This is a genomic window from Paenibacillus sp. 01T431, from assembly GCF_056398625.1.
On sequence record NZ_JBFTPT010000010.1, the window covers coordinates 311,212 to 317,211 of the forward strand.

The window sequence follows — 6,000 nt, forward strand, 5'->3', positions numbered from 1 at the left end:
GAAGGAAAGCAATTATGCGACAATTGATTTATGACAAAGCGAGGCGTGATCATTCATGAATGAGGTTTGGTTTTCAAGCTGGAGGCATGTGTTTAAGCTCGACCCTGATCGAGAAATTTCCGATGAGCAGCTTGACGCGATTTGTACCTCGGGTACTGACGCGATTATTGTCGGAGGCTCCAGCGGCGTTACTTTTGAGAATACAGTGGATCTGATGGCACGAATTCGCAGGTATGCGGTAGACTGTGCATTAGAGGTTTCTACTTTAGAGGGAGCGGTTCCTGGCTTCGACGGCTATTTTGTACCGCTTGTCCTTAATACGAGCAGAGCAGAGTGGATTACCGGACGGCAAACCGAAGGGCTAATAGAGTATGGCTCCTTCGTTCCTTGGGAGGAAACGGCGGCGCAAGGCTATATTATTTTGAATGAAGAGGCTACTGCTGCAAAAGTTACGGGTGCGCAAACGGAGCTGACAGAAGCAGAACTCACCGCACATGTGCGCATGGCTGATCGGCTGATGCGCTTGCCGGTTGTTTATTTGGAATATAGCGGACGATTCGGCGATATGCAGCTGGTGAAGCGGGCAAGAATGACAGCCACGCAAGCACGGGTATTTTATGGAGGCGGAATTGACAATGCAGACAAAGCTCGTCAAGCGGCAGAAGCTGCTCATACCGTCGTTGTAGGAAACATTATTTACAGCGATCTTGAAGCAGCGTTATCGACGGTGGCAGCTGTTAAGAATGTCTGATTTGTTCCTGTTTTGCCTATAGCCATGGTCTCAATGAAAAAAAGCATTCGCTGTATCTGATCTTGTTGCACATAGGTGACAATGGGACAGAACGGCAGATGCTTTTATTTGTTTTTAGCGTTGACATACTTTCTGTCATAATTCAAGCTAATTCCTATATTCTCAAATTGACACAGCGGTAGCCGTTGTCTACACTGGTGAGAGGCGAACATATGCGAACAAAGGAGTCTGAGCATGTTGAATTATATGAGTATCGAGCAGGCGGTACAGAAGCTGAACCCGCCGCAGCGTGATGCTGTTCAAGCGACTGACGGGCCGCTTTTGATTATGGCGGGAGCGGGCAGCGGCAAGACTCGCGTTCTGACACATCGAATTGCTTACTTAATAGAAAAGAAGCGTGTGGCGCCATGGAGTATTTTGGCCATCACCTTTACGAATAAAGCATCACGAGAGATGCAGGACCGGGTCAGTGCGCTTGTTGGACCATCAGGGCGGGACATTTGGGTATCTACCTTTCACTCGATGTGCGTGCGTATCCTCAGAAGAGATATTGATCGGATCGGTTTTACATCCAGCTTCTCTATTTTGGACTCTTCGGACCAGTTGTCGGTTATCCGCGGCTGTATGAAGGACATGAACATCGATACGAAGAAGGTTGAGCCGAAGGCGGTTCAAGCTGCAATAAGCGGAGCGAAAAATGAGCTGATCACGCCGGAGCAATTCGAGCAAAAGGTCGGCGACTATTTTGAGGGCATCGTTGCCCAAGTGTTTACGAAATACCAGAAAAAGCTGAGAAGCAATAACTCACTTGATTTTGATGATCTTATTATGATGACGATTCAGCTGTTTAAAGATGTACCAGAGGTGCTTGAATTTTATCAGAACAAGTTCAGATACATTCATGTGGATGAGTATCAGGATACGAACAGAGCACAATATATGCTGACCCGCATGCTTGCGGATAAACATCATAATATATGCGTAGTAGGCGACAGCGATCAGTCCATCTACCGCTGGCGTGGAGCTGACATTACGAACATCTTGAATTTTGAGGGCGATTATCCAGAGGCGCGGACGATCATGCTGGAGCAAAACTATCGTTCAACAGCAAATATTCTCGATGCAGCAAACGCGGTTATTAAGCTGAATACAGGGCGCAAGCCGAAGAAGCTGTGGACGGATCAAGGCGCGGGCGATCTCATTGCACTCTATCAAGCAGATACTGAACATGATGAAGGATATTTTGTAACTGGGGAAATTCGCAAAAATGTGAATAACGGCTATAAATTTGCCAATCATGCGATATTATACCGTACCAATGCTCAGTCGCGGGTTATAGAGGAAATTTTGATTAAATCGGATATTCCTTATCAAATCGTTGGCGGCATTAAGTTCTATGATCGCAAAGAGATTAAGGACTTGCTCGGATATTTGAAGCTCGTTTCCAACCCGGATGACGATATAAGCTTGGTGCGTATCATTAATGTGCCGAAGCGGGGGATTGGGGATACAACGGTTGGCAAGCTTGCGGATGAAGCGGCGAGAAGAGGCACTTCCATTTACCGTGTATTGAACAACCTCGGCGAGGTTGAGGTGAATGCTCGGACACGGACGCTATTGCGCGAGTTTTATGAGATTATCGACAATCTTACACGGATGGTTGAATATCTATCGGTAACGGAGCTTACAGAGAAGGTGCTGGAGCTGTCGCAGTACCGGATGGAGCTGCATCAAGAGAACACGCTGGAGTCGAAGGCGCGTCTTGAGAATATCGATGAGTTTCTGTCGGTGACGATGGATTTTGAGAAGCGCAATGAGGATCGGACGCTCGTGGCGTTCCTAACTGATTTGGCACTCATAGCCGACATCGATTCCTTGAACAAGGATGAAGAAGAAGCAGAGAAGAACAAAGATGCGATTACACTGATGACCATGCATAGTGCTAAGGGACTTGAGTTTCCTGTCGTTTTCATTATCGGCATGGAGGAGAGCGTATTTCCGCATAGCCGTGCTCTTGCTGATAATGAAGAGCTTGAAGAGGAGCGGCGCCTTGCATATGTAGGGATTACCCGCGCGGAGAAACGGCTTTATCTGACATGTGCGCGGATGCGGACTTTGTTTGGCCGTACGAGCAGCAACATGCCTTCGCGTTTCCTGCAGGAAATACCAGAGAGCGTAAGAGAAGGCGCTTCTAGCGGCAGCGGCGGTTATTCACGTGGAAGCGTGGGCACTCGCAGCGGCGTTAGCGTCACGGGCGGTACTGGTGCGGCTGCGCAAGGCGCGAGCCGCGGGTTTGCCGGTCGCGCGCCAGCTGGCGGTGCGCCCGGTGCAGGCAGCCGTTCCCCAGGTATGGGGGGAACGGGCCCGGCCGCGATGGGCGGCAGAGGAGGCGGCGTGCGTGTCAGCACGCCGCTGCAAGAAGCCGCTCGGGCGGCTCAGGGCAGCAGCGCGGCGGGCGATGCCGCGCCTGGAACATTTGCGTCAGGCGATCGCGTGTCGCATGGCAAATGGGGAATCGGCGTTATCGTCTCCGTCAAAGGGACGGGCAAGGATATGGAGCTTAACATCGCATTCCCGGCTCCGGTTGGCATCAAGCGATTGCTTGCCGGCTTTGCCCCGATAACAAAAGTATAAGGTTGATCAGCCATTTTTGACGATTAGAAGGAGGAGCCTTCCGTGAACGCTCAATTAGAGAGAATGCAGCAGCTTGTTGCGATCATTGCAGAGCATAATTATCGCTACTACACGCTTGATCAGCCTACAATAAATGATACGGATTATGACAAGCTCTATGATGAGCTTGTCGCTTTGGAGAAGGAGACGGACGTGCTTTTGCCTGAGTCGCCGACACAGCGAGTAGGCGGCGATTTGCTCAAAGGTTTTGAGCCGTATAAACACCGTGCTCGTTTATGGAGTTTGGACAAAGCTCAAAATACGGAAGACTTGCTTTCGTGGAATACAAGATTGCTTAAAGCAGTCGCCGATTATAATGCAAAACATCCGGAAGAAGAGCCTTTGCCGCAGCCTACTTATGTCGTTGAGCTGAAGTTTGACGGCTTAACCCTGAATCTGACCTACGAGGATGGACAGCTGGTTCAAGCAGCTACGCGCGGAAACGGTGCAGTTGGCGAAGGGATATTGCAGCAGGTCCGAACGATACGTTCTGTTCCGCTCACAATTCCATGGGCTGATGGTATTGTTGAAGTGCAGGGAGAAGGCATTATGCAGCTTTCCGTCCTGGCCAAATATAATGAAACGGCAGCTGAACCGCTCAAAAATGCACGGAATGCCGCAGCAGGCGCACTGCGCAATCTTAATCCGCGGGTTACAGCCGAGCGGAAGCTGAACGCATTTTTCTATAATGTCGGCTACGCTGACGGAGTTTCTTTTGCAGATCATCATGAAATGCAGAAGTTTCTGAACGATAACCGCTTTAAGGTGAATCCATATGTAACGTATCAAAATACGATCGAAGAGGTTCAAGAAGAGCTGCTGCGTGTAACAGAAAAACGGGAGCAGCTGGATTTCCTCATTGATGGTGCTGTAATCAAGGTTGTAGATATGCGGACGAGGGAAGCACTCGGTTATACGGATAAATTCCCTCGCTGGGCGGTTGCCTTTAAGTTCGAAGCGGAGGAAGCAGCAACAGTACTCGAAGCCGTGTCATGGGAGGTTGGCCGTACCGGCAAAATAACCCCAGTCGCGCGCGTCGAGGCTGTTGAGCTCGCTGGTGTTACTGTACAAAACTGTACGCTCAATAATATTGGCGATATTGAACGCAAAAACCTCAAGTTCGCACTAGGGACACTCGTTACGATTCGCCGCTCAAATGATGTTATTCCAGAAATATTGGGCAAGGCCGATGATGTGCCTGGTGAAGAAATTGTGTTTCCAACGGTATGTCCATCATGCGGAACGGAGCTCGAGCAGCGGGGAGCTCACCTATTCTGCAATAATAAGCTGGGCTGCCAGCCGCAAATTATCGGCCGGATCACTCATTTCGCGTCTCGGGATGCAATGGATATCGATACGTTCAGCGTCATGACAGCAGAACAGCTATACAAAGATTGCGGAGTACGTGATCCTGCTGATTTGTACGCTCTTACTTACGATGATCTGATTGGACTAGAACGATTCGGTGAGAAGAAGGCGCTCAAGCTGCTTGCCGCATTTGAAAAGTCCAAGGATAGAGAGCTTGCGTCATTCTTATTTGCTCTTGGCATTCCGAACACGGGCAAAGCAACAACGAAAATGCTGGCTGATCATTATGGAAATCTAGATGCTATTATGCAGGCGGAAGCTGCAGAACTTATTACGCTTCCGGATGTTGGCGGTATTGTTGCTGAGAGCATCGTTGGATTTTTTCAAGATCCCATTATCATTGCGAGTATTGCCAGAATGCGCGAGCTAGGTGTGAAAGCTGAAGCGGAACAGCAGCTGGTTGCGAGAAATGATAGTGTATTCAGCGGGAAGACAGTCGTACTTACAGGTACGCTGCCGACGATGTCTAGGGATGAAGCTGCGAAGCTGCTCGAAGCTTGCGGAGCCAAAATCTCGGGCAGCGTATCTAAGAAAACAGATTTTGTTGTAGCTGGCGAAAGCGCAGGAAGCAAGCTGACGAAAGCTCGTGAGCTTGGTATTACTGTTATAGAAGAGGAAGCTGAGTTATTGCGCCTTTTGGGTGAAACCGTTATATAGTAATAAGACGTCATTCAAAGCATTGTTTTGAATGCTTAAATAAGAAGGAGCTGTCCCTTAAGGTTATAGACCTTGAGGAATAGCTCCTTTTGTTTTTAGTTAAATGATGATGGATTACTATCCATAAACCAGAATAATGAGTGCGTTAAAATAATTTGCAATTGTCATTTTTTTTAACTTGTATTCTGTTTGCGTAAGTGATATATTATTTCTTGTCGCTTCTGAGACACGGACAAGCAATTGAATGACTCACAAACATTTGTGAAACAAACGGTTGACAACGTTGGACGAAGATGATAATATCATTTCTTGTCACGACAAAATGTGACAAACAAGTTCTTTGAAAACTGAACAAATGGATCACGTCGATCCGATAATTTTTTAAAATAGCTAGTTAAGTATTGAGCAAGTCAAACACCAATTTGGAGAGTTTGATCCTGGCTCAGGACGAACGCTGGCGGCGTGCCTAATACATGCAAGTCGAGCGGAGTTGATGAGGTGCTTGCACCTCTGATGCTTAGCGGCGGACGGGTGAGTAACACGTGGGTAAC

General features: G+C 48.4%; 3 protein-coding genes and 1 rRNA gene. All 4 read left to right on the forward strand.

Annotation, left to right across the window (positions count from 1 at the left end; genetic code table 11):
• The first annotated feature begins 55 nt into the window (after positions 1-55).
• On the forward strand, positions 56-751 hold the full coding sequence (gene pcrB / locus AC1DM9_RS19985) for a heptaprenylglyceryl phosphate synthase (RefSeq protein WP_430057042.1): 696 nt from the start codon (positions 56-58) through the stop codon (positions 749-751).
• A 234-nt stretch (positions 752-985) separates the two neighbouring features.
• A complete protein-coding gene (gene pcrA, locus AC1DM9_RS19990) occupies positions 986-3,385 on the forward strand; it encodes a DNA helicase PcrA (RefSeq protein ID WP_430057045.1) in 2,400 nt (799 codons plus the stop codon).
• Between the two features lie 63 nt (positions 3,386-3,448).
• A complete protein-coding gene (gene ligA, locus AC1DM9_RS19995; protein ID WP_477581806.1) occupies positions 3,449-5,449 on the forward strand; it encodes an NAD-dependent DNA ligase LigA in 2,001 nt (666 codons plus the stop codon).
• Between the two features lie 419 nt (positions 5,450-5,868).
• Positions 5,869-6,000: ribosomal RNA gene (locus AC1DM9_RS20000) — 16S ribosomal RNA — on the forward strand; the annotation flags it as partial.